Source organism: Vibrio aerogenes, from assembly GCF_024346755.1.
Taxonomy (GTDB): Bacteria; Pseudomonadota; Gammaproteobacteria; order Enterobacterales; family Vibrionaceae; genus Vibrio; species Vibrio aerogenes.
Window position 1 is genome coordinate 1944793 of record NZ_AP024861.1, and the last position, 22181, is coordinate 1966973.

Consider the following 22181-nt stretch of genomic DNA (forward strand, 5'->3'; position numbering starts at 1 on the left):
GTTCTGACCCGCGGTTTGTGATTACCAAATAACGACCGTGATTTACCAGATTCATAATGTTTGTGACGATGATGTTTGTGATGATGATTGCTGCCGGAACTTACTGGGTGAAATCCCGACTTCTTTACTGAAAACCTGCGTCAGATAAGACTGTCCGGGATAACCACACTGACGCGCGACACTGTCTAACGTGTCTTTGGTTTCTTGCAGCAGCAACTTTGCACGCTTGAGCCGGATTTTGGTCAGATACTGATGAGCGGTCATGCCATGAATATCCAGAAATCTGGAGTCCAGTGTTTTTCTTGAGATCCGGCAGTGATCGAGTACCTGCTTGATTTTAATGTTGGAATGAAAGTTATTTTGCATGAAAAGCTCGGCCTTACTCACCAGTTCATCGGTATTTCCGTCATGCATTGTGGTTGCCGCTTCAAAAAAATGAGTCGGGCTGTATGTCAGGCGCAGACGCCTTTTAAAGCGGATCATTTTTATCAGGGTGTCTACACAAAACCGGCCCAGTTCATAGGGGTTCAGATCGACAGAGCTGAGGGGTAACGGGGAGATAAGCCGTTCAGTATCATCACTGTCCGTGCCAATAATGGACACTTCACCGGGAACATCGATACAGTGATGAGCACAGTACTGGGCAAGTTTTCGTGCTGCGCGGTCTGAAGAACAATAAACCCCGACCGGAAACTGCCTGTGCCGGATTGCTTCAAAAATGTCCTCTGCATAATCCAGGTCTGTGCCTGAGATTAACCGTTCAAAAGCGGCTTTTCTCTCCTGTCCCCAGGGTTGCATGGCATCCTGCTCATTGGCGAAAAAGCTCACGCAGGTTAATCCGCCTTCAATGAACCGCCTGAGCGCAGCATTTGCCAGTGAGGTATTGTCGACCACAACGGATGACATCTCCCCGGAAAAATCGTGCCGGTAATGATTCGAATAGACCAGTGTTTTTGCTTCACATGTCCGGACGATCCGGCGAAATTGCCGCTTATCATAGTCAGCAATAATATAATCCCATGATTCTCCGGCTAATTCCCGGAGTGCCGTGCCTGATTCAAGATGTAAACTGACCTTCAGTTTGGTTTCATCCAGTTTTGCCTTGATTCCCTGTAACACTTGGCGGTCAAAGTACATCATGCTATCAAGAAGTAATAAAAGCCGTTTCATTTTTTTATTTGCTCTTTTGTTATTATTTATCCCGTTTCATATTATTTTCGCATAAAAATACCCCATTAAGTCATGGGGTATGCCTGCGGTATTTGCTCAGTATCGCGGGGAGCTTAGTCGCGGGGAGCCTAACTGAGTTTCGCATGGTGTGGCTGTGCGATACTTTCTCTTTCTCTTTCTCTTTCTCTTTCTGGTTCTGCCGGATTTTCTGTTTCATGCCGGCTCAGACAATGTCTGATCTGCTGTACTTTGTCATTATCCAAATGATAGAACATCATAATAATAGCCAGAGATATAAAAATAATCCCCGGAATCACTGTAAAAAGCAGGTTAATTGCGTTCATTGCTGAATCTGTCTGCTGAGTGGCGCCACCGGTATAGCCAGCGGCGGCCAGAATCCAGCCAACAGCTGCCCCACCAATGGCAATACCCAGTTTAATGGCAAATAAATTGGTTGAAAAAACCATGCCACTCAGAGCCCGGTTACTGCGGTATTTTTCGTAATCAACAATATCAGACATCATACTCCACAGAATCGGGGTGGTTGCCATTTGCACGAAGCCTAACAGTGCAACCAGCAGGAAAACCATCTCAATATGGTGAGGATCGACAAAAAACAGGGCACACGACAGCAAGCCTGAAATGACAATCAGAATGCGGTAGATCTGTGGTTTATTGAAGCGTCCCAGCACTGGGTCAGAAAGAATCGCACCAATGATGTTGGCGACCATTCCCGTCACCATGAGTGCAGTAGCCAGTTCGGGCCGGCCCATGACACTCTTCACATAATACATGGTTGAAGCACCCTTGAGGACAACGCCGGTGAGCAGAACGACATTCAGAATAAACAGCACCCGCCACTGGTCATTTTTCAGCAACAGTTTTAAGTCCTGCCATACCGACTGGTTTTGTGATTCAGTGTCCAGACAGCGTTCTTTGGTACAGGCAAAGCTGAAGAAGAACAGAACAATTGCGCCGATACCCATCACAGCCATTGCTCCCATGTATCCTTTTTGCTCGTTTCCCTGCCCGATCACATCGACCAGCGGTAGTGCCACCATCGCAACGACAAGCCCGCCTGCGGTGCTGAGTGCAAAGCGATAAGACTGCAGCGAGGTTCTTTCCCGCGAGTCATTGGTCAGGGTATTGGCCATGGCACAGTAAGGCACGTTAATTGCGGTATACATCAGTGTCAGGAAAATATAGGACACATAGGCATAAATGATTTTTGCAGTGCTGCCTGCATCGGGTGTATAGAATGTCACCATACAGGCCAGACCAAACGGAATTGCCATCCAGAGTAAATAAGGCCGGTAGCGGCCATGTTTTGAGTGCGTCCGGTCGACGATGGCCCCCATTAACGGGTCGGTGATGGCATCAATACAACGGACCAGAAGAAACATCGTCCCCATATGTGCCGGGGACAAACCGTAGATGTCGGTGTAGAAGTAAGCCAGAAACAACATGACCGTCTGCCAGACAAAGTTGCAGCCGGTATCTCCTGCGCCATACGCTATTTTTTCTTTTACAGATAGCTTGATTGTATTCATTGCTTATCCTCCGGAGGAGTCTTCACGTGATTGGACCTGAACACTATGACGAATCAGAGAAGAAATATCTGATTACTGCTCCGCTATTACAAAATATGAAATACGAATTACGAAATATATAATGTCGGTAAATCAATTCCTGCTGAACATGCATCATCAGGTGACTTGGGTATATTGTGCGATATGTATCACACAAAGACGTGCTTTTTTAATTACACTGTCATCCTTGTGTAAATAAGTACCTTGCTTAATTTGTTGCGAACGCTGTATTATTTACGATTGTTTTGATACCCAAACACCCTCAATCATGCATCTTCAGGTTGTTTGGGTATATTTCTGCCTCCGTTGTGACCCATTGAGTAAAAATATGATATTCAGACAGAAACTCCACTCTCATGGTTGGTATATCCTCTTTAATTCACTGATATTAATTGCTGTTTCATTACGCTATCTTTCTTTTTTGCCTGAGTGGCCGGTTGATTTTCTCGGCAATGTGTATCTGGTTGTTTCTGTGATCGGCCAGATGACATTACTCGCTGCTATTTTCGGTGCCTTATCGATCCTGTTTCTGTTTTTGCCTGGCTGGTCTAAAACCATGATGCAGGCAACGGTGGCGACGTTAGGAATCAGCGCGCTGTTTATCGATACCAGCGTTTTTTCTTTGTATCGTTTCCATATCAATTTTGTTGTGTTAAATCTGGTCTTGTCAGGGCAAATCGTTACGTTTCCCTGGGTTGTCTGGGCGACAGTGATTGGTGGTGTCTCAGTGTTGTTTGCAGCGGAATTATGGCTGATTCGCTGGCTGGATACGCGTCCGGCATTACTTAGCTTTAAGCTGGGCCGGAAATTTGCGCTGATTGTTTTTTGCTGCTTGCTGTCAACTAATCTGATTCATATCTGGGCCTCTGCGAATGTGTATCGTCCTGTCACCACACTCACCCGGTATCTGCCGCTGTTTTATCCGGCCACCGCGAACTCATTAATGAGGAAAATGGGTTGGGTTGACAGAGAAGCGATTGACCGGAAAAAGGCGATGCGGATGCAGACGAAAACCAGCCTGAATTACCCGCTCAATCCACTTGAAACCAGTGACGTGAAAAAACCGGTCAATATCATGTTACTGGCGATAGATACATGGCGGGCTGATGCATTTTCTCAGGAAGTGACACCAAATATGTGGCAGATTGCGCATCAACATCATGCGGCTCGCTTCAACAATCACTTATCAACCGGTAATGCGACACGGGCGGGTATTTTTGGTTTGTTTAACGGCATTCCGAGTACTTACTGGCAATCTTTTCTGGCGAATACTCAGCCTTCCCTGCTGATTCAGCGCTTACAGGCACTGAATTATAATATGGGCATTTTTACTTCGGCGCGCTTAAATCATCCTGAATTTGATAAAACGGTCTTTGCCAGTATTCCAAATGTCCGGATTGGGACAATTGGCGGCAGAAATTACCGCAGAGACCAGAAAATGACCAAAGACTGGATCAATTGGTATAAGAACAGAGATAAGACCCGGCCAACATTTTCATTTTTATTCTACGATGCGGTTCATGGGTTTGATTTTCCGCCGACCTATCCACATAAATTTACCCCGATGTGGTCAAAGGTAAATCACCTTGAGCTCAATAACGATACCGATCCGGATTTATATTTCAATTTGTATAAAAACAGCGTTAATTTTGTGGATAGTTTAGTGAAAAAGGTTTTTGCTGAATTGCAGGCCTCTGGTGAACTGGATAATACCCTGGTGATTCTGACCAGTGATCATGGTGAGGAAATGAATGATAACAAGCTGAATTTCTGGGGACACAATGGTAACTTTACCGATGCTCAGGTGAAAGTTCCCTTTGTTGTATTTGGTCCCGGATTTGATCAAAGCAAAACATCATGGGATCCCAATACGGTGACCAGCCATGCGGATATGGTGCCGACATTAATGAAACATTATCTGGGTGTGACGAATCCTGTCTCTGATTATTCCACCGGTGTCGATTTACTCGGAGAGGAAATAAAAAGAGACTGGATAATTTCTGCTAAATACAGCGGCTATGCAATTATCACAAAAGATACGATTCTGGAAGTTTTAGGCAGCGGGGATTATTCATTAATGGATAAAACCAACCGTCCTTTAAAAGATCAGAACATCAATTACCAACATGTGCAGCAGGCGCTTGAACAAATCAGCCGTTATTATCGATAGTGATTACTGGTAAGTAACTGAGTTTTTTGTCTTGTTTTGTCATTTTGTCATATTGATATCAGACACCTGCGCTAAATTGCTTTATTGTGTCGCAGCCGGTTGAAGTTGTTTGTGATTGAGAGACGCCCTGATGATTTCAGGGCGGAAGATACTCATCCGGTTCAAAATAATATTTTATTGCTGTTTTTTTGGTTGTTCATTCATGGTGTGGAATTCATTTTATTTATGTGTAAACGGATTTTATTTTTAGCGATCCCGTTATTGGTCAGTCAGGTCAGTTTTGCTGAAGTTCAGAGCCGCCCTTTCCGGGTTTATCCGACATCCCCTTATCAGTCAACATCACTGGCGACTCAGCTGCGTTCGGCTTTTCCTGAAGAGCATACAGAGATTTTTCTGAGTGGCAGCATGTCGAGTGTCTGGGCTCAGAGTGATGGTTTTAAACTGGACTATTATCAAAATCAGACGATTGGCGGTGTCGCGTGGCGGCTTAGCCCGAGAATGAGTGCTGAGCTGAAATATCAATATGCCTGGGCCGGTAATAACGGACTTGATTCGCTGACTTTTAGCTTTCATGACCTGTTTGGTATCAGCCAGAACGGGCGATCAAGCGCAGGGAAACATCAATTTAATATCGATAGTCCCACATATGGTTATTCTATTCATGACTTTGAAGGCGAAGTGATGGCGAATGCCATCCATGGATATCTTCAATATCAGGTTTTTACGTTGGGAAATCAGGCTTTGTCTGTGGGCGGAAGTCTTTATTTTAATGACGTGAATGATTCACCATTTGAAACCGCCAGCTTTGAACAAGGTGCACAGATTAACTACTCGTTGCTTTACGGCCCTCATTCATTTTTCTCAACCTTTGGACTGACTTATCGCAGCGATGATGTATTAAACACCATGCCGGTTAAAAGCTTTACGACGGCCTGGGCACTGGGTTACGGACGGCGCTTTACCCGGAATCAGGAGCTGATGTTTCAGTATCACGGGTTTGAAGGCGTGCTGAAAGATACCAGTGAATTTTCCAAACCGTCACATGAAGTTGTTCTGGGTTATCGTTATTACTATTACCAGTCTATGTTTGAAGTTTCCGCCACTGAGAATATCGTGAATATGGATAATTCAGCCGATATTGCTTTCAGTGCCGGGATTCGTTTATTCCTTTAACGGGTTCATGTGACTCAGATGATCAGAGCATTTCCCGGCTGTCAGACAATGCTCCCGATACCGCTTTTATTCAGCTGCACACAATTATTCAGCTGTAAACAATGCGGTTTCCAGGTCCTGAATCAGATCGTCCACATTTTCTATTCCGGCAGAGTAGCGGATTAAACTTTCCGGAATGCCGGTCCGCGCCCTTTCTGCGGCATTTAATTCTGCATGGCTGGTTGTTTTAGGCAGACCCGCCAGTGTTTCGACGGAGCCCAGACTCCCTGCCCTGTGTGCAATTTTCAGCTGGTTGAGCACTTTGATCGCCTGATAGTCATCGCCTTTCACCGTGAAACTCAGGATCCCGCCAAACCCGTTCATCTGCGCTGCGGCGATGAGATGATCCGGGTGTGTTTCCAGTCCCGGATAAAAGACATGGCCTGTTTTCGGATGATGTTCAAGATAGCGGGCGATAGCCAGTGCATTTTCATTATGGCGCCGGATACGGAGTTCCAGTGTTTTCATACCACGTAAAATCATATAAGCAGATTGTGCATCCAGCGCTGCGCCTGTAATTTCTTTATAAGTGAGGATTGTACTGATGAGTGCCCGGCTGCCAACCGCCAGTCCGCCCATCGCATCTGAATGTCCATTGAGGTACTTTGTCGCGCTGTAGACGACCAGATCGGCACCGAGCTTTAAAGGTTGCTGATTGATGGGTGAAGCAAAAGTGTTATCGACAATGACAATCGCGCCATGTTGATGTGCGTATTGAGAGATGCGGGCCAAATCGATGATCTTAAGCGTCGGATTGGTTGGTGTTTCCAGATAAACGATCTGACATCCTTCGCTAATAGCAGATTCGATTGCAGCATAATCGGTCGTGTCACACCAGCAAATCTCAACATTGAGATTTGGCAGATAATCGAGGAAAAGTTTGTTGGTTCCGCCATAAATGTCTTTAATTGTTACGACCCGATCGCCTGGCTTTAATAATGCAAAAAGCGTATTGCTGATCGCAGCCATACCGGTAGAAAAACTGGTTGCAGCTTCGCCGCCATCCAGTTGGCAGATTTTTTCTTCCAGCACATTGACCGTTGGATTTCCGCTTCTGGAATAAGTATACCCGGATTTGGTACCATCAGCGACATCGAGCCATGATTCTACATCTTCAAATCCAAATCCGACGGAATGAAATATAGGTGTAGCAATAGCCCCATAGGGGGCTGGTTGATGTTCTCCACTCCATACGGATAAAGTACCAGGCTTAGCGATACCTTTCATTTTTGCTGTCTCCACATATTTGAAGAGATAAAAATATCACAGAGATTTTATGGCCGGCGGAAAAATAAGGTATTGTGATGCGGTTAAGTTGCAATTTTATAGGTTGAAATGAAGTTATAGTGCATTGGATATATCGTTTTAATGATCTGAGATTCTAACCCGGTTACGACAACATTCCGGGTTAGATCGTTTGTCTTTTGTTTATCATCCGATGATATCAAGGTCAGGGCCCGCAGGCACAATCCCATTCGGATTCAGGGCTTTAATCGAGTAATACCCATGCTTGATATGGTCAATTCTTACCGTATCACGAATTCCCTCAATTTCGAGAATACGCTGAACATACTTCGATAAGAATGGCATATCCGCGATTTGATTCCGGTTACATTTGAACAAGCCATAATAAGCAACATCAAAACGGATGAGAGTGACAAAAGTCCGGATATCCAGTTCAGTGATATCTGCCCCCAACAGGTATTTCCGGCCATCAGATAATTGTTTTTCAAGCATATCCAGCATACTAAATACCCCATTGTAAGCTTCTTCGTAAGCAAACTGGGTACTGGCAAATCCGGCTTTATACACGCCATTATTCAACTGGTCGTAAACTTTGACACTTTGTTCATCAATTACCTGCTGTAATGCGTCCGGACGAAGATTGAGCGTTGAACCCGTCAGATGGTCGAAGGCACTGTTAAGCATTTTTATGATATCGGCAGATTCATTATTCACAATCGTTCCCAGCTTTTTATCCCACAGAACCGGGACAGTTGCCCGTCCGGTGAATTCTGGCGCGACCTGAGTATAAAGCTGATGAATATATTGATGTCCGTTCAGTTCATCCGCATGAGAGCCAGGGAAGCCATCAAACTGCCAGCCCTGATCGGTCATGACCGGATTAACAACGGTGACAGTAATATAATCCTGCAGCTGCTTCAGCGCTCTGACCATTAATGTTCTGGATGCCCAGGGACAAATATACCCAACATAAAGGTGATAACGACCTTTTTCTGCTTTGAACCCGCCCTCTCCGGTTGGACCGGGTTCACCATCTGGTGTAATCCAGTGACGAAACTCAGAAACCTGTCTTACAAAACGGCCCTTATCATCTTTTGCCTGAACTGGCGTCCAGTCTTTTGTCCATTTCCCATTGACTAACATAGCTTTCCCCTCCGGATTGTTCTTTGAAATGATTCGTGTGTCTATCTAAACGATGTCTGAATGTCGGTATTAGCGGCGTGTTAAACGTGAAACAATCCACTGGTCAACAGAGATGCGTCCGGCCCCTTGGACAAGGAGAAAAAGACAGATAACCAGTAGTGATAACGCATATTCGTACCCATTATTTTGTAAAAACAACCCGTTATGGATATGAACTGAGAATATAGCCATAATCATCGTAAAGGCTGTTACTGTTGCGGCCGGGCGGGTCAGTAAACCAATCAGTAATGCCAGTCCGCCAAAAAACTCCCCGCTTCCGGCCAGAAGTGCCATGATGTATCCGGGCTCAAGGCCAATACTTGCCATCCATTTCCCGGTTCCTTCAAGACCGTAGCCACCAAACAGGCCAAATAATTTTTGCGAACCATGTGCCATAAAAATAATACCGGCCGGGACACGCAGAATGAGTGGTGCAAATGAAGGTGCAGAAGTCAGAAGCCGGGTTAACAATTGTGTGTTCATCGAAAATTCCTCATAACAAAATGGTTATCTGTGCTGTGAGGTTTAATTTACACTGGGTTATTTTATTGATAAATGCTCTATCTGTTTAATGATTATCAATGTAATATTTATAATCTAAACTGAAGTCACCTGAAAACACCGGTTTCCAGCCAGAGAAGCGTATCGTTGAGCTGAAACCCCGGCATCTCTGCTGTTCCTCTGAAATTGTATAAGGAAGCATCACATGGATAAACTCGAAACAATGAAGGCATTTTTAGCTGTCGTTCAGGAGGGTTCCTTCTCAAAAGCATCTGAGAAACTGAATTTATCCCCTCAGCTGGTCAGTAAATATGTTTCATGGCTGGAAGAGAAGCTGAAAACCCGTTTGCTGAACAGAACGACCCGCAAAGTCAGTGTGACAGAAGCTGGCCGGGCCTATTTTGAAAGATGTCAGCAGATTCTGATTGATTTGGAAGAAACAGAAAATTCTCTGTCGAATCTTGAGCAACACGTGTCAGGAACTTTGACTGTAAGTGCGCCGATGTCTTTCGGGACCCGTCATCTGGCACGGCTGTTGGTTGATTTTCAGCGAACGTATCCGGAGGTTGAAATTGACCTGCAACTGACAGATGCCAAAGTAGATATTGTTGATCAGGGAATTGATGTTGCTATCCGCATTGGTCATTTGAAAGATTCTTCATTAATCGCAAAAAAAATCACACCAATCCGCTTGTCGATTTGTGCTTCACCAGATTACCTGACTCAATATGGAGAACCCGCTTCACCGGATGAACTGGTGGAGCACAGCTATCTGAAATATGCCTACACGGAAGAAAATTTTGTTTTCAGTCAGTTTGATCAACATGCGGCCAAACTGCGGCTAAGACACACAATTACAGCCAATAATGGCGACCTGCTGATGAATGCTGCAGTGCATGGTGGCGGCATCATTATCCAGCCGACCTTTATTACCGGTGAAGCCATTGCACAAGGGCAGTTAAAAAGAATTCTGACGGGTTATGAACCTTCTCCATTGAATATGTATGCCGTTTATGCGCACCGAAAATTCTTAGCCAGTAAGGTCAGAAGCTTCGTTGACTTTGTGGTGCAATATTATGGTGACATACCGTACTGGGATCAGTACTGAAGTTTGATGCGATACGCGGTTAGTCCTGATTGAGGTAGCTCATGACGACTTCATCAATATGATGACTGCGAAATGGCTTCACAATCCAGTCATTCATCCCTGCATCAAGGCACCGTTGTTTATCTTCAGGTGTTGAATGTGCGGTTAAAGCGATAATAGGTGTCCCGATCCCTTTTGCTCTCAACTTTTGCGTAGCTTCGATGCCATCCATGACTGGCATCGAGATATCCATCAGAATTAAATCAAACTGCTCTTCGGTATCCACAATCTCAAGCGATAGCTGTCCATTATCGACAATTGTGACATTGTAACCCATTTGCGTTAACAGGAGCTGGATGACAACCTGATTGGTCCGGGTATCTTCCACAACCAAAATGTTTCCCGATGATTTCACTGGCAGAGTCCTGATATCCTGTTCATTCGCCTGCTCTTTGATAATTCTCTGCATTTGTAATGGCAGTGTGATGGTAAACACGGTCCCTTTTTTCAGCTGACTGCTGACCTGAATATAACCATCCATCAGTTCTACCAGGTGTTTGGTGATGGCCAGCCCCAACCCTGTGCCGCCGTAATTTCGGGTCCGGGTATTGTCAACCTGCATAAAAGGTTCAAACAGCTGATTTAATGACCCGGAATCCATACCGATACCGGTATCTGCAACCTGAATCTTTAACAGCTGCTTCTCAGAGCGAATGTGAACCGATACTTTCCCCTTGTCGGTAAACTTGATCGAATTGCCAGCGAGATTAAACACAATCTGGATGAGCCGGGCCGGGTCGATAAAGTATTCATACGCCCGGCATACCTGAATCTCCAGTTCAAACGCCAGCCCTTTTTGACTGGCGCTTTTTTCATGATACTCAAAAGCATTTGCCAGCCGGTCGTGCAGGTTAATCCACTGCTTATTTAACCGGCTGTGCCCGGATTCAATCACACTGATATCGAGAATATCGCCAATAATCGCGTGGAGCAGATCGGCTGAGTTTTCCATCCGGGTTAGCAGCTTATTCTGATGCTCATCAGAATCCCGGCGCAATAACTCGATGATACCAATCACGGCATTCAGCGGGGTTCTCAGTTCATGACTCATCATGGCAAGAAACTGTGATTTAGTCTCATTGGCTTTCTCTGCTGCCTGCCGGGCTTCCTGAAGTTCTTGTGTCCGCAGGCTGACTAAAGTTTGCAGTTCTTCTTTATGTTCAATATCGCCAATCGCCCGCTCGATAAGCGGACGAAACCGTGACAGCGTGGCCTTGGTTTCAATATCAAACTGCCCTTTCTCCCGCCCGAATAATAATAAAACTGAATCGCTGGCCTGTGCCCGGATGCCAATAATCAAAGCCGAATGGATCGTTGCTTTGATTGGTTCAGGTAATGACTGAAATTCCTCAACCTGTTCTGGCTCAAAAACAAGAATACATTCGCCGTTTAATGCCCGGTGAAATTTGTTCCGGTAACCCCAGTAACAATGCTCAAATTCTGCACCGGAAGAAAGAAATGTTGAAAAATTAACTTCTGACTTTTCCTTGGAAATGACGACAAAATCATCAAACTGAATATAACGGGAAAGCACCTTATTTAATTCATCAAAGATCTGATATTTATTTTGCGACTGACTCAGTGCTGAGAGCGTGGCAAAAATAACCTGATTTTCTTCTGCAAGGCGCGATTCCCGCTCTTTGGTTTGCTTTAATTCAAGCAATGTTTCATTCAGCTGTTCACTCATCATAATTTCAAAAACTCCGACTCGTAAAATACAACTGATGAAATCATCAGATTACCATGGGCATTTTCCCCGTCTGCAAACCGGCCCTGTTCGCCAAACGTAAACGGACAGATAAAGGGGCGATGATTCAGTAAGCGGCATATTTTCTCCTGAACCTGATAAATATCTTCTCCGAGGCGTTCCATTGCGCCTGCACAGTAAATAGAAATACTGCCCAGCTGAGCTGCGCCGGTATAATTCTTGGAATTGGCTTCTTTCAGTACACGCACAACCCGGTTAATTAATTTCGACCTTGAGCCGGTCATCAGTGTAATTTCTTCTCCGCTGCGCACATCTGCAAATAGTTCTAATTCGCCCTGCTCTGTGATTCGCAACGGATGAATCAGCTTATAGTAAGGTTGTCCGTCGATATCTCCGGCAAGACGACCTAAAGGAAAGCTGGTGACGTGATTGAAGAAAAATTCATCTGAGATCTGAATGGCAGAATGATCGCTAATCCAGGCTTTGTACATTTCTTTAGCCGGTAAACCATCAATTTCTTGCAGTAATCGTCCTTTTGACGCCGTAATCGTCCCGATAAACTCGGTCGGAGAATAGCCGGCACTGAAACCGGTCGCCAACGGTTTATCAGGAAAAGCCAGCTGAATCGCCATCCCCGAGCCGGAGAAGCCTTTTTCTGTCAAGACGGACCATTTACCATTGATCATATGATCGGCGGCGCTGCCGCCAATGATCGGAATCCGGGTTGAAAAATAATGATCGATCGATTGCATGATTTCTTCTTCATGCCCGGGAGTTGCATGCAGAACAATCAGCCCCGGCACTTCACCAACACGTTGAGCGTTATGCAATGCATCTTGCAGTGATTGCTGCACTTTTTCATGAATTTTTTCATGCTCAGAAAACTCAGTAAACCCGGTTGTAAAGACACATGATGATGAAGCTTTCACTCCCATCAACGCCAGTACCGGTCCTGCAAAATAACCACTTTCCGTCATGATGCCTTTGAATGAGGAGCATCCGACAATCGATGTCTCTGGAAATGTCTGAGTTAATTCCCGCCAAAGCGTTTCGGCTGAATACTCTTCGGTATAATAAAAATAAATACAGGCAAGATCCTGAGACTCAAGATTAAATGCCAGTTCTTCAATCGCAGCAGCAGGCTGTATTTTTTGAGAAACCCGGGTAAAAAAATGCATTTCGTATATGAATAATATTCAGAAAACTCAGTGTTAATTTTATATAGATCACAAATTTATGCACTGAATATTTGATTTAGATATGAAGAAAAACTTCTTATTTTCAGATTTTGATCACATCAATACAAAAAAACAGATGGGTTTTCTGTGTCATATTATGGCCGGTTGTTCAGCCGGGAATCAAAATATGCATCGTCCGGGGGGCGAACAGGACTGACAAAAACGGTCATTTCTGATGATTCGGGAATCATTCTGTGATACACACTTCATGTATCACAATTGATTGTTTACGATTTAACATATATGAACGAAAAATCTCTATTCTCTTGATATCTAAGATATTTTTTAACTATCCTTTAGTTTCAAGGAATGGTAAAATATTGATATATATCAATGTAGTGAAAGGTTATTATGATCTCTGATAAGCCAGGTGCCAAAAGGATTCAATCAGGGGGATGTGCGATACACTGTCAGGATTGCAGTATCAGCCAGTTATGTATCCCCTTTACTTTGAACGAGTCTGAACTTGACCAACTCGATCAAATTATTGAAAGAAAAAAGCCGATTCAAAAAGGACAAGAGCTGTTTAAAGCTGGTGATGAATTAAAATCTCTGTATGCAATTCGTTCAGGTACGATTAAGAGCTATACCATCACAGAACAAGGTGATGAGCAAATTACCGCGTTCCACCTCGCTGGTGATTTGGTCGGATTTGATGCAATAACCGAAGACTCTCACCCAAGCTTCGCTCAGGCGCTTGAAACATCGATGGTTTGTGAAATTCCTTATGAAATCCTGGATGATTTATCAGGGAAAATGCCAAAACTTCGTCAACAAATTATGCGTTTAATGAGTAATGAGATCAAAGGCGATCAGGAAATGATTTTGTTGCTGTCCAAGAAAAATGCAGAAGAAAGACTGGCAGCCTTTTTGTTTAATCTGTCCAGCCGTTTTGCTCAGCGCGGATTTAGTCCGAGAGAATTCCGTTTAACGATGACCCGAAGCGATATCGGTAACTACTTAGGCCTGACGGTTGAAACCATCAGCCGGTTACTCGGCCGGTTTCAGAAGTCGGAAATTCTGAGTGTTAAAGGTAAGTACATCACTATTTTAGATCATGATGCGCTGATGGAATTAGCCGGAGTTTCAACCGAAGGTTAATCAATTTTGATATAGCTTGCTTGATGAGCTGTATCAAAATTCTTCATTTTCCCCCTCTTTTTTTCCTTAAATTACGCTAAAGTAGTATTAGGATCTCTGCAAAAAGAGGGAGCATAAAATGAGTATTTACAATAATATACTGGTTGTTGCTAACATCAATAGCGATGAACAGACTGCACTTGCCCGGGCTATGCAACTGGCGAACAAGAGTGTCAGTAAAAGTCGCGTGACTTTGTTCCTTTCTATTTACGATTTTTCCTACGAAATGACCTCGATGCTCTCTTCCGATGAACGGGAAGCGATGCGCAGAGGTGTGGTCCATCAGCGAAAACTCTGGTTAGAAAATATCGCTGCGCCTTATATTAATGATGATATTAACTTTGAAGTAAAGGTAGTCTGGTATCACCGACCCTATGAAGCCATTATTGAAGAAGTATTTTCAGGTAACTATGACATCTTAATCAAATCGACCCACAAACATGACTTTCTTGAGTCGGTTATTTTTACCCCCACGGACTGGCATCTGATTCGTAAATGTCCCTGCCCGGTTTTACTCGTCAAGAATGCTGAATGGCGTGAGCATTCAAATATCATGGCTTCGGTCAATATTGGTTCAGAAAGTGAAACGCATCAGCAACTGAACGTCAAAATGACAGAGCAATTATTAAATATTGCAGAACGGTTTAACGCCAAGCCATTTTTAGTCAGTGCTTATCCAACAACGCCCTCTAATGTTGCCATTGAACTGCCGGAATTTGATGCGATTGCATACAACGATGCGCTTCGGGCGCATTATCTGACTGCGATGAAAGCATTGCGACAGGAATTTTATATTCATGATGAACATACCATTGTTGAAGAAGGACTGCCTGAAGAAGTGATCCCTAAACTGGCAAAACAACTTGATGCATCAATGGTTATTTTAGGAACGACCGGCAGAACCGGTTTGTCTTCCGTATTTATCGGCAACACAGCCGAGCATGTCATCGATAAAATTGATTGTGATGTACTGGCTTTAAAACCGGAAGGATATGTCAGCCCGTTAGATCCTGAAAATCGTTAATTAGTGACACTCACAACATGTCTGGATCAGAATAATTTATTTGAAATCAATCAGGGCCGGAACGGAACCGGCCCTTTCTGTTCTTCTGAAATACGTCATTTCTGAAAAATCAGTCTCATACCAATCTGGAAAATAAACAGATATATTTTGATCACAAACTTATCCAGAATGGTATAAAACAGCTCGCTCTGCGCTTAACAGCAATTATAAATTCGTCACATCGATAAACATCGAGTCGTCGATATTTGTCGACGATACCACGGCTTCATTAAACGCGTAGCCTTCTCTTTCGCCTTCCCGCTCCAGCGGAAGATTGACAAAATCGAATAAGGTCCGGTCCGCCAGCTGACTTGGGCTGACACTCTGAAGAGATTTGAAAATACTCTCGACTCTGCCCGGTGTTTTCTTATCCCAATCGATCAGCATAGCTTTGATATTCTGCCGTTGAAGATTTTCCTGTGAGCCACACAAGTTACACGGAATGATCGGGAACTGTTTGGCATTGGCATAACGAATCAAATCCTTTTCCCGGCAATAACTCAAAGGCCGGATAACAATATTACGTTGATCATCAGAACGCAGTTTCGGTGGCATCGCTTTCATCCGGGAGCCATGAAACATATTGAGAAACAGCGTTTCGACAATATCATCCATGTGATGGCCCAACGCAATTTTTGTTGCTTTAATCTTCTCGGCAAATGAGTAAAGAGTGCCACGACGCAGGCGGGAACAAAGCCCGCATGTCGTTTTGCCTTCCGAAATTTTTTCTTTAACGACCGAGTAAGTATCCTTGTCGATAATATAATAAGGAATACCCAGCTGACGGAAATACTCAGGTAAAATGTGTTCCGGAAAGCCCGGCTGCTTCTGGTCAAGATTGACTGCAACAACTTCAAAATTTACCGGGGCAGCCTTTTGCAGATTCAACAAAATATCAAGCATTGCAAATGAATCTTTACCACCACTGATACAAGCCATCACCACATCACCCTCTTCGATCATGTTATAGTCAATGATGGCATTGCCTACATTTCTTCTCAGACGTTTCTGCAGTTTGTTCAATTCGAGTGTTTCTTTTCTGGTATCTTTCTGATTCATTACTACTTCTCAATACTCTGTCCGGGCAGTCCGGCGCTATTTCCGGACTGATAATCAGGGCGTGGATTATACGGATTTTTGATCTTAGTTGGAATACAGAACCGTTTATCCCGGCTCATTATCCGGCAATATTTTCTGATTATGGCGAATCATTGTTTTCAGGCTGTCAACATACTCAGCGCCCCGTTCCGAGTACTTTAATAATCCATTGGTCAACTCTGCCGCACTTTGGGAGGTCCTGATATTGACCCCCTGTTGTCGCAGATTAAACCGGATTTCACGTAAGGCTGTGTATGCTTTGTTGCGGTTAACATTCATAAAATAACGGTGAATTGACTCTTGTACAGAGCCAAACTTCGCGACTTCATGAGTTGCACCTTCTGTTCGCGCCAGAGGGACTAAACCACACCCCCGGCGATAGCACCATTGTCCAAAATAGTTATTTCCCTGACGGGCAAACCGCGATGTTCCCCATGCCGATTCGTTGGCCGCCTGGATAAAAACTAATGCTTCAGGCAATATATCAACCCGGTGAAACGCTTTTTGAAACCATCCCTCATCGGGCCCGGTTTCCGGCAGGGGCAGCTTATATTCGCGTGATATCACAGACAACCGCTTCATCTCAGACTGGCTCAGGGATTGTTGATGTGTCACTGACTGCTCAACCGACTGAAGAAAATACCGTTCTTCAGAAATCCGCTGGTTTTCATAATCAATCCCCGGACGAAGATAGTTCAAAAAAGCCAGCTTTCTCTCCCTGATATTATGAATGGCCAAAAAATCGGGGGGCGTCTGAGTTGTATAAATCTCAGGCTTTTCCACCGGTTTGACCTTCACATTCTGATCATCAGTCATCTGCTGATGTTGATAATAATAACTACAACTACCTATACCCAGCACAACAAAAATAAAAAATAATAAACAGACAAACTTATGCATTAAATACCTTATGATTGTTATCGTTGTTATCGTTGTTATTTTGTGAATTAGAAACAATAGTCAGCCTGATACCAAACATATTGCGGTACAAAATTCCTTTCACGTGTAAAAAGAATGGCATGACAAAAATCAGGCTGATTCCGTAAAAGAAGAATGAAGCCGTCATAAAAAGGGTCAATACAAAATAAATGGCGCAAAGCGGCAGGATCTTTTTATTTGTCGCTCTGACCGAAACACTGAGAGCCTGAAAGATACTCAGCCTTTTTTCACAAATAAGCAAAATGGCATGGCTGAATGCCACTGACAGGTAAGCTGACAAAATCCAGAACAGACTTCCGGCAACGCCCTGAAGCATTAAACTGATTAAAGTGGTAAGAATTACTGAAACCGTAAATTGCAATCCTTTCGCAATATGCCCGGTGCGCGTTCTTAGTCCGGCCGCATGACTCATTGCCATTAAACAGGTTCCGGCATAAATTGGCGCACTGACAACTTCAAAAGTAAACGTCGCAATAAAAATAGCCTGAAACAGGCGGGGATCGAGCTGCTCAGGTGTTTCCACCCCACTGATAATCGCTGATAAATCGGGAATCTGTAATTTTAAAACGATGTAAAAAACGATCAACTGAACTGCCAGCAGAATAAAGATTGAAGGAGTAAAAGACCAAAAATGTTTGACCGTACAAGTCAGCGCTTCCCGGAAAATTTCACCTATTTTCAGTGAATAATCCCCTTTCAGTGCCCGCTCAACATTGCCACCCAGGTTAAATTCTTTTTCAAATTTCTGACTCATACTTCCTCTTGACGGTTTATCATCGGGTCACCGCTATTACAACCAAAACAGTCATTATACTGGAATTCATCTCAAGTAAAAATTGTCAGGCACTTTTACAAAAAACATTTTCTCTGCGGAGTGACACCTTTCAGTCCGGAAGCTAGTTTCAATGGATGACCTGAAGGCACTCAATCATATAGATGAAACTCCGGACTGCGGTTCCTCATAAGATTATGGTCTGTTATTGGGCGGGTTGCCGAAGAATTTCTTCAACTAACCGGGGAACTTCAACACTGGCCTTCCCGTAACGTTTTTCCGCAAACTCACTTTCTACCGCACTGGGTTCAAGGTTTATTTCAATCGTGTGTGCCCCACTTAATCTGGCATCATGAACAAAGCCAGCCGCCGGGTAAACAACGCCGGATGTTCCAACAGAAACAAACAGATCGGCTTTTTCTATTGCCGTATATATTTCTCCCATGCGAAGCGGCATTTCTCCGAACCAGACTATATGTGGCCTCATCTGTGATGGGATCTGACAACAATGGCACATGTCGCCGACTTTCAAATCGGTCAGCTGTTCAACCACTTGCTCAGAAGAACAGCAACGGGCTTTTAATAATTCTCCATGCATATGGATAATATTCTTGCTTCCTCCCTGTTCATGCAGATTATCAATATTCTGGGTTACAATCGTGACATTGCCGCCCAGTTCTGCTTCCAGCTTGCCCAGTGCAATATGTGCAGCATTTGGCTGAACCAAATCAGAAAGTAATGATTGCCGGCGTTGGTTGTAAAAGTTCTGCACCAGTTCAGGATCCCGGAGATATCCTTCAGGCGTCGCGACATCTTCTATCCGGTGTTCTTCCCAGAGACCATCTTCAGAGCGAAATGTTTTGATTCCGGATTCAGCTGAAATGCCAGCGCCCGTCAATACAACAATATTTCGATATGGATAAAGCATGACATATCCTCATAGTTTCATTTCACCGTATCTTAACACTATTCTGATTTAATCCGGAATATGGCAAAGCCGGAAAGTAACAAGCACTGCCCCTTCAGGACAGTGCTTTGAGAGGAGATGATTATTCTTCGTTTGTTGAAGAGATTTTATGAATGGCTAAATCCGCACCATTGAATTCGTCTTCCTGTGAAAGACGTAAGCCCGTGATTTGATTGAGCAGACCATAAACAATAAAGGCGCCGGCCAGGGCGATAAGAATACCCAAACAGGTTCCCAGTATCTGAGTCATCAGACTGATGCCCCCCAGACCGCCAAGACTCTGTTGACCGAAGATCCCTGCAGCAACACCACCCCATGCACCGCATAAACCATGCAAAGGCCAGACACCGAGCACATCATCAATCCGGGTTTTGTTTTGCAAAAAGGTAAATGCCCGGACAAACAGAACACCGGCCAGAACACCGGTTACTAATGCACCCAGCGGGTGCATGAGGTCAGAACCGGCACATACCGCGACCAGACCAGCTAAAGGGCCATTATGAATGAATCCCGGATCGTTCTTTCCGGCAATTAAGGCAGCAAGGATCCCCCCAACCATGGCCATCAATGAGTTCATTGCGACCAGTCCGCTGATACCATTGATTGATTGTGCAGACATGACGTTAAATCCGAACCAGCCTACACTGAGAATCCATGCGCCCAAAGCAAGAAACGGAATATTAGACGGCGCAAAGTTAGTATGCTTCCCTGCCCTGACCCGTCCGTGGCGCATGCCCAGAAAGATAACAGCAACCAGAGCGATCCACCCACCTACACCGTGAACAACAACAGAGCCGGCAAAGTCATGAAAAGGATGTCCCAGATGTTGTTCAAACCATTGCTGAACATGAAAATTACCGTTCCAGATAATGCCTTCGAACAAAGGATATATCAGGCCCACGATAAAAAATGTTGCAATCAGGACAGGATAAAAGCGTGCTCTTTCTGCAATCCCTCCCGAAACAATCGCCGGGATAGCAGCAGCAAAAGTGAGCAAAAAGAAGAACTTCACCAACTCATAGCCATTTCCGGCAGATAGTGTTTCTGCATCCGCAAAAAACGTCGAACCGTAGGCCAGCCAGTAACCTATAAAAAAGTACGCAATTGTTGATACACCAAAATCTACCAGTATTTTCACTAATGCGTTGACCTGATTTTTTTTCCGGACGGTTCCAACCTCTAAAAATGCGAAACCTGCGTGCATCAAAAAAACCATGATTGCACCTAATAACAGAAACAAAGTATCTGAACTCTGAGTTAAGGCTTGTACGACGCCTTGTACCTGAGTCAAATTATCACTCATTCTCGTTCTCTCCCTGATGTGCGCACTAATTATGTGCTCAATGAATTAAAATTCCCCAAAATGGGGATTTGTTTTTATGGGTGCAAGACAGGCATCTGGCATGCCAATTTATTGATAGTTGAGAAGAAAAGAGAATATTTTTTTAAATTATTGAAAATAAAGTATATTTATTTTTAAATCTAATGAGATTGCCATGACAGCTTAAGGATGCTTATAAGATTTATGCACCATAATGATCGTTATGCATTATAATGATGCGCTCATATAGCTCACCAAATTGGTACATTAATCTTCTTCTGAATGCCATTCTTTTAATTTTCGATCCAGCGTTTTTCTTGAGATCCCCAAATCTCGGGCTGCTGCAGATTTATTACCATCATGAAAGCTGATCACTTGCTGAATATGAGCCTGCTCAACTTCTTTGAGACACCAGTTACTGGGATATCCCCTCAATCCATGTATGGAAGGTGTCGATATTTCCGGGATGTAATTCGAGTGAGAAACAGAAACCACCACATTTGACTTACTGGCAGAAGACTGCACTTTTTCCTCCCAGTAATCCGATGGTGATTGATCCAGTAACAGACAACGCTCAATCAGATTCTTCAGCTCCTTGGCATTTCCCGGCCAGCTGTAATCCCATAACTCGAAGTGTCCATGATCATGAATCCATTCAGGAACAGGGACAGACAACTCCCTGCATAATTTCCGGGTTAAATATGGAAAAAGTTCTCTGAAGTCTGCGCTGCGTTCTCTCAGGGGGGGAACCTGGATTTTTAAAACCGATAAACGCTCATATAGTTCTGCTGAAAATTCACCATCGATAACCGCATGATGTAAATTGCAGGTTGTCGCAGCAATCACCCGAATATCAACCAATACATTTGTGTGCGTATGGGTAATCGTAAATTTCCGGTTTTCAAACAGCTGAACCAGTGCAGACTGAGCCAGAGCAGGTAAACATTCCACTGAATTCAGAAACAATGTCCCGTAATTTGCCAGCCACAGACGGCCTCCCTGCTTATCGTCTTTGCTGCCAAAGAGTTTCTCTAGTGCCGAACTATCATCTTTCAGCCCGGCGCAATTGACCGACACGAATGGCCCTATTCTGCCGCTTGCAGCATGAATTGCCCGCGCTGTAAGCTCTTTACCGGCCCTGAGTTCACCCTCAATTAAAACCGCAGCTTTGGATGAAGCATATTGTCTGATTAATTGTCTCAGATATCGGGTTTTTTCGGAGTTACCAATCAGAGTCGATGCCAGCAGATGTTTTTGCGCATCTTGCTGAAATACAAGATTATTTCTGCTGTTAATTTTATATATCAGACACCTTTCAACCACTCTTCTGATTTGATCGGTTTCAAGTGGCTGGTAAATCACCGCATCAATATCCGGCGCTAATGCTCTGATGTCAGGCTGACTCCCGCAGATGATCAGTTCAGAACCAATAAAATCATCACTTAACATGGTTTGAAACTTCAAATCCTGAAAAGCCGGCAGATCAACAATGACCAAATCATAGTATGAAGCCATACAATGCTGTTCAGCCTCGTCAATATTTCCGGCATAGTGCACCTGACTGAACCAGGACGAAAAAACATTCTGTAACTCAATTCTGATCTCGATATCACTTTCTATGATTAACACAGAAAGAACCTGGCATTGTTCAAAAGGGTGTCTGAGTTTGTTGAGCATATGATGGTCGTCGATTCCGGATGATATAATCAGTCATTGTAG

18 protein-coding genes are annotated in these 22181 nt (G+C 44.1%); 5 read left to right on the forward strand and 13 right to left on the reverse strand.

Annotation, left to right across the window (positions count from 1 at the left end; all coding sequences use genetic code 11):
• Nucleotides 1–51: 51 nt before the first annotated feature.
• Nucleotides 52–1170 carry an AraC family transcriptional regulator gene (locus OCV29_RS08625; RefSeq protein ID WP_073604029.1) on the reverse strand — a complete coding sequence of 373 codons (1119 nt, stop codon included), beginning with the start codon at nucleotides 1168–1170 and terminating at the stop codon, nucleotides 52–54.
• Nucleotides 1171–1298: 128 nt separating this feature from the next.
• Nucleotides 1299–2720 (reverse strand): glycoside-pentoside-hexuronide (GPH):cation symporter, encoded by a 1422-nt coding sequence (locus OCV29_RS08630; protein ID WP_073604030.1) that lies wholly within the window; start codon nucleotides 2718–2720, stop codon nucleotides 1299–1301.
• 367 nt (nucleotides 2721–3087) lie between these two features.
• Here OCV29_RS08630 and OCV29_RS08635 point away from each other — a divergent pair, with 367 nt between their 5' ends.
• Both OCV29_RS08635 and OCV29_RS08640 read left to right on the forward strand, forming a co-directional pair.
• On the forward strand, nucleotides 3088–4929 hold the full coding sequence (locus tag OCV29_RS08635; protein WP_073604031.1) for a DUF3413 domain-containing protein: 1842 nt from the start codon (nucleotides 3088–3090) through the stop codon (nucleotides 4927–4929).
• A 225-nt stretch (nucleotides 4930–5154) separates the two neighbouring features.
• Nucleotides 5155–6102 (forward strand): DUF3187 family protein, encoded by a 948-nt coding sequence (locus OCV29_RS08640; protein WP_073604090.1) that lies wholly within the window; start codon nucleotides 5155–5157, stop codon nucleotides 6100–6102.
• Between the two features lie 84 nt (nucleotides 6103–6186).
• On the opposite strand, the gene OCV29_RS08645 is transcribed toward OCV29_RS08640, so the two are convergent.
• The 3 genes from OCV29_RS08645 to OCV29_RS08655 all read right to left on the reverse strand — a co-directional run bounded on the left by OCV29_RS08645 (nucleotide 6187) and on the right by OCV29_RS08655 (nucleotide 9051).
• Nucleotides 6187–7368 (reverse strand): aminotransferase class I/II-fold pyridoxal phosphate-dependent enzyme, encoded by a 1182-nt coding sequence (locus tag OCV29_RS08645; RefSeq protein ID WP_073604032.1) that lies wholly within the window; start codon nucleotides 7366–7368, stop codon nucleotides 6187–6189.
• Nucleotides 7369–7572: 204 nt separating this feature from the next.
• A complete protein-coding gene (locus OCV29_RS08650; RefSeq protein ID WP_073604033.1) occupies nucleotides 7573–8529 on the reverse strand; it encodes a glutathione S-transferase family protein in 957 nt (318 codons plus the stop codon).
• 69 nt (nucleotides 8530–8598) lie between these two features.
• Nucleotides 8599–9051, reverse strand: a complete 453-nt coding sequence (locus OCV29_RS08655) for a DoxX family protein (protein ID WP_073604034.1) — start codon at nucleotides 9049–9051, stop codon at nucleotides 8599–8601.
• Nucleotides 9052–9274: 223 nt separating this feature from the next.
• Between OCV29_RS08655 and OCV29_RS08660 the strand changes: the two genes are divergently transcribed.
• Nucleotides 9275–10177, forward strand: coding sequence for a LysR family transcriptional regulator (locus OCV29_RS08660; RefSeq protein WP_073604035.1), 903 nt, complete (start codon nucleotides 9275–9277; stop codon nucleotides 10175–10177).
• 19 nt (nucleotides 10178–10196) lie between these two features.
• Here OCV29_RS08660 and OCV29_RS08665 read toward each other — a convergent pair whose 3' ends face one another.
• Together OCV29_RS08665 and OCV29_RS08670 are read right to left on the reverse strand one after the other, a co-directional pair.
• Nucleotides 10197–11906, reverse strand: a complete 1710-nt coding sequence (locus OCV29_RS08665) for an ATP-binding protein (protein ID WP_073604036.1) — start codon at nucleotides 11904–11906, stop codon at nucleotides 10197–10199.
• A complete protein-coding gene (locus OCV29_RS08670; RefSeq protein ID WP_073604037.1) occupies nucleotides 11903–13102 on the reverse strand; it encodes an FIST signal transduction protein in 1200 nt (399 codons plus the stop codon). The genes OCV29_RS08665 and OCV29_RS08670 overlap by 4 nt, the downstream gene beginning before the upstream one ends.
• Nucleotides 13103–13513: 411 nt before the next feature.
• Here OCV29_RS08670 and OCV29_RS08675 point away from each other — a divergent pair, with 411 nt between their 5' ends.
• Nucleotides 13514–14263, forward strand: coding sequence for an FNR family transcription factor (locus OCV29_RS08675; RefSeq protein ID WP_073604038.1), 750 nt, complete (start codon nucleotides 13514–13516; stop codon nucleotides 14261–14263).
• Between the two features lie 118 nt (nucleotides 14264–14381).
• On the forward strand, nucleotides 14382–15326 hold the full coding sequence (gene uspE / locus OCV29_RS08680) for a universal stress protein UspE (RefSeq protein WP_073604039.1): 945 nt from the start codon (nucleotides 14382–14384) through the stop codon (nucleotides 15324–15326).
• Between the two features lie 204 nt (nucleotides 15327–15530).
• On the opposite strand, the gene ttcA is transcribed toward uspE, so the two are convergent.
• From ttcA to OCV29_RS08710, 6 genes are all read right to left on the reverse strand, one after another.
• Entirely contained in the window at nucleotides 15531–16424 is an 894-nt protein-coding gene (ttcA, locus tag OCV29_RS08685; protein ID WP_073604040.1) for a tRNA 2-thiocytidine(32) synthetase TtcA, read from the reverse strand.
• A 105-nt stretch (nucleotides 16425–16529) separates the two neighbouring features.
• A complete protein-coding gene (locus OCV29_RS08690; RefSeq protein WP_084193330.1) occupies nucleotides 16530–17363 on the reverse strand; it encodes a glucosaminidase domain-containing protein in 834 nt (277 codons plus the stop codon).
• Entirely contained in the window at nucleotides 17356–18156 is an 801-nt protein-coding gene (locus OCV29_RS08695) for a hypothetical protein (RefSeq protein ID WP_073604041.1), read from the reverse strand. Before OCV29_RS08695 ends, OCV29_RS08690 begins: the two co-directional genes overlap by 8 nt.
• A 223-nt stretch (nucleotides 18157–18379) precedes the next feature.
• Complete coding sequence (gene cobB / locus OCV29_RS08700) at nucleotides 18380–19102, reverse strand: Sir2 family NAD+-dependent deacetylase (protein ID WP_073604042.1); 723 nt, start codon at nucleotides 19100–19102, stop codon at nucleotides 18380–18382.
• A 121-nt stretch (nucleotides 19103–19223) separates the two neighbouring features.
• Nucleotides 19224–20444, reverse strand: coding sequence for an ammonium transporter (locus OCV29_RS08705; RefSeq protein WP_073604043.1), 1221 nt, complete (start codon nucleotides 20442–20444; stop codon nucleotides 19224–19226).
• Nucleotides 20445–20729: 285 nt separating this feature from the next.
• Nucleotides 20730–22091 carry a sigma-54-dependent transcriptional regulator gene (locus OCV29_RS08710; RefSeq protein WP_175561544.1) on the reverse strand — a complete coding sequence of 454 codons (1362 nt, stop codon included), beginning with the start codon at nucleotides 22089–22091 and terminating at the stop codon, nucleotides 20730–20732.
• Between the last annotated feature and the right edge of the window lie 90 nt (nucleotides 22092–22181).